The organism is Aeromicrobium sp. PFPM2_SD2 (assembly GCF_057364525.1).
This window is the reverse complement of sequence record NZ_JBNFNZ010000311.1, coordinates 1-2,951: the sequence shown is the minus strand read 5'-3', so window position 1 is coordinate 2,951 and position 2,951 is coordinate 1. Positions and strand designations below refer to the sequence as shown.

General features: G+C 73.8%; 3 protein-coding genes. All 3 read left to right on the top strand.

Going from position 1 to position 2,951, the window contains the following annotated elements; translation table 11 throughout:
• Positions 1-271: 271 nt before the first annotated feature.
• From hemL to AC2W7G_RS12680, 3 genes are read left to right on the top strand one after another with little or no spacing between them, the layout of a single operon-like run.
• Entirely contained in the window at positions 272-1,597 is a 1,326-nt protein-coding gene (hemL, locus tag AC2W7G_RS12690; protein WP_485868758.1) for a glutamate-1-semialdehyde 2,1-aminomutase, read from the top strand.
• A 2-nt stretch (positions 1,598-1,599) separates the two neighbouring features.
• Positions 1,600-2,250 carry a histidine phosphatase family protein gene (locus tag AC2W7G_RS12685; protein WP_485868757.1) on the top strand — a complete coding sequence of 217 codons (651 nt, stop codon included), beginning with the start codon at positions 1,600-1,602 and terminating at the stop codon, positions 2,248-2,250.
• A 13-nt stretch (positions 2,251-2,263) separates the two neighbouring features.
• Positions 2,264-2,848, top strand: a complete 585-nt coding sequence (locus tag AC2W7G_RS12680; protein WP_485868756.1) for a TlpA family protein disulfide reductase — start codon at positions 2,264-2,266, stop codon at positions 2,846-2,848.
• Positions 2,849-2,951 lie beyond the last annotated feature (103 nt).

The window sequence follows — 2,951 nt, the reverse complement described above, 5'->3', positions numbered from 1 at the left end:
TCGGACGCCCGGGCCAGGTCGCCGGCCGTCAGCGAGACGCCCCAGGCGCTGACCAGCAGCACGGCCGGCACGATCGCGGCGGTGCGCTGCCACCGCGGCAGGTGATGAATGTCCACAGCTCCCTCTCCGCGCCCGCGCCCCCCGCGCGTGCGTCCTGACCCCCGCTGACGTGGGCCACGTCACACCAGGCTCGCAAAGGAGAACGAACCGGGCAAGTCAGGGTTACGCGCGAGTACGACCGCGGGCGAGCCGTCACCAGGCGTCGGGGACAATGGGACCCGTGAGCCCGCAGCAAGCATCCGCCGACCTGTTCGCCCGCGCCCGTGCCGTCTCGCCCGGCGGCGTCAACTCCCCGGTGCGCGCCTTCCGTGCCGTCGGCGGCCAGCCGCGCTTCATGGCGTCGGCCCGCGGCCCGTACCTGACCGACGTCGACGGCAACGAGTACGTCGACCTCGTCGCGTCCTGGGGCCCGATGCTGCTGGGCCACGCCCACCCCGAGGTGATCGCGGCCGTCGCCGACGCCGCCGGTCGCGGGACGTCGTTCGGCACGCCCAGCGAGCCGGAGGTGCTGCTGGCCGAGGAGATCGTGGCCCGCACCCCGGTGGAGATGGTGCGCCTGGTCAGCTCGGGCACCGAGGCCACGATGTCGGCCATCCGCCTGGCCCGCGGCTTCACCGGCCGTGACGTCGTCGTCAAGTTCTCCGGCTGCTACCACGGCCACGTCGACTCGCTGCTCGCCGACGCCGGCTCGGGCCTGGCCACGTTCGCCGTGCCGGGCACGCCGGGCGTCCCCGAGGCGGTCACCGCCGGCACGATCGTGCTGCCCTACAACGACCGCGAGGCCGTGACGGCCGCGTTCGCCGAGCACGGCGACCGCATCGCGTGCGTCATCACCGAGGCCGCCGCCGGCAACATGGGCGCCGTCCCGCCGCTGCCGGGCTTCAACCGCTTCCTGTCCGAGACCTGCCGGGCGCACGGCGCGCTGTTCATCAGCGACGAGGTCATGACCGGCTTCCGGGTCAGCCGCAGCGGCCAGTGGGGCCGCGACGGCGCTGTCGAGGGCTGGGCGCCGGACCTGCTGACGTTCGGCAAGGTCATGGGCGGCGGCTTCCCGGCCGCGGCGTTCGGCGGCCGCCGCGACGTCATGGAGCAGCTGTCGCCGACCGGGCCGGTCTACCAGGCCGGCACGCTGTCGGGGAACCCCGTCGCCGCCACCGCGGGCCTGACGACGCTGCGCCTGGCCACCGACGAGGTCTACGCCCACGTCGACGCCACCGCCGAGCGGCTGCAGGCGCTCGTCTCGGACGCGCTGACGGCCGAGGGCGTCGCCCACCACGTCCAGGGCGCCGGCAACCTGTTCAGCGTCTTCTGGGGCGTCACCGAGCAGGTGAACGACTACGCCGCGGCCCAGGCGCAGGAGGGCTGGCGCTACCGCGCGTTCTTCCACGCGATGCTCGACGCCGGCGTGCACCTGCCGCCGAGCGCGTTCGAGGCCTGGTTCCTGTCGGCGGCCCACGACGAGGACGCGGTCTCTAGGATTGCCGAGGCGCTCCCTGCCGCCGCCCGAGCCGCCGCCCGAGCAACCCCGGAGGACTGACGATGAGCGAGCGCACGATCGTGCACCTGATGCGCCACGGCGAGGTGCACAACCCCGAGGGCGTCCTCTACGGCCGGCTGCCGGAGTACTTCCTGTCCGAGCTGGGCCACCAGATGGCCGCGGCCGCCGCGGACCACCTGTCCAAGAACGAGATCGTCCACCTGGTCGCGTCCCCGCTGGAGCGGGCGCAGCAGACCGCCGAACCGCTGTCGAAGCTGCTCGAGGTGCCGATCACGACCGACGAGCGGGTCATCGAGGCGGGCAACAAGTTCGAGGGCCGCACCGTCGGCGTCGGGCCCAAGGCGTTCCTGAGCCCGCGCAACTGGCCGCTGCTTCGCAACCCGTTCACGCCCTCGTGGGGCGAGCCGTACGTCGAGATCGAGGCGCGCATGCGGGCCGCGATCGCCGACGCCCGCGAGGCCGCCCGCGGCCACGAGGCGGTCATCGTGTCGCACCAGCTGCCGGTGTGGGTCGCGCGCCTGTCGTACGAGAAGCGCCGCTTCGCCCACGACCCGCGCAACCGCCAGTGCTCGCTGGCCAGCCTCACCAGCCTGACCTTCGACGGCGACGAGTACGTCGGCTTCACCTACGCCGAGCCGGCCGCCCACCTCGTCCCGGAGGTCCTCAAGGGCAAGTTCGTCGGCGGAGCGTGACGACCCCGCTGCCATGAACGTCCTTCCTCGACGCGCCCGCGGCGTCCTCGCCGTCGTGCTGTGCTCCCTCGTCCTGACCGCGTGCGGCGGCGCGGACGGCACCGACGGCACCCGTGGCGGCTACATCTCCGGTGACGGCACCTACACCGTCGTCGACGCGGCCGACCGCAAGGACGCCCCGGCGCTGGAGGGCGAGGACCTGCACGGCGACCCGCTCTCGCTGGAGCAGTTCGCCGGCGAGGTCGTCGTCGTCAACGTCTGGGGCTCGTGGTGCCCGCCGTGCCGCGCCGAGGAGCCGATCCTCAGCGCCGTGGCCGCCGACCTGGCCGACGACGGGGTCCAGTTCGTCGGCATCGCCACCCGCGACGTCGCCGGCGCCCGCGCGTTCGAGCGCGCCCGCGACGTCCCGTACCCGAGCTTCGCCGACGACGCCGGCACCTACGCCGTCCAGTTCGCCGACAGCCTGCCCACCATGGCGACGCCGACCACGTGGATCATCGACGCCGACGGCAAGGTCGCCGTCCGCTACCTCGGCCCGTTCACGAGCGAGGCGACGCTGCGCGGCCTCATCGAGGACGTGCAGGGGTCCGCGTCGTGATCGCCGGCATCGGCGAGACCGTCGTCGACGGCTCGCTCGTCCTCGCCCTGCCGCTCGCCCTGGCCGCGGGCCTGCTGTCGTTCTTCTCCCCGTGCGTCGTGCC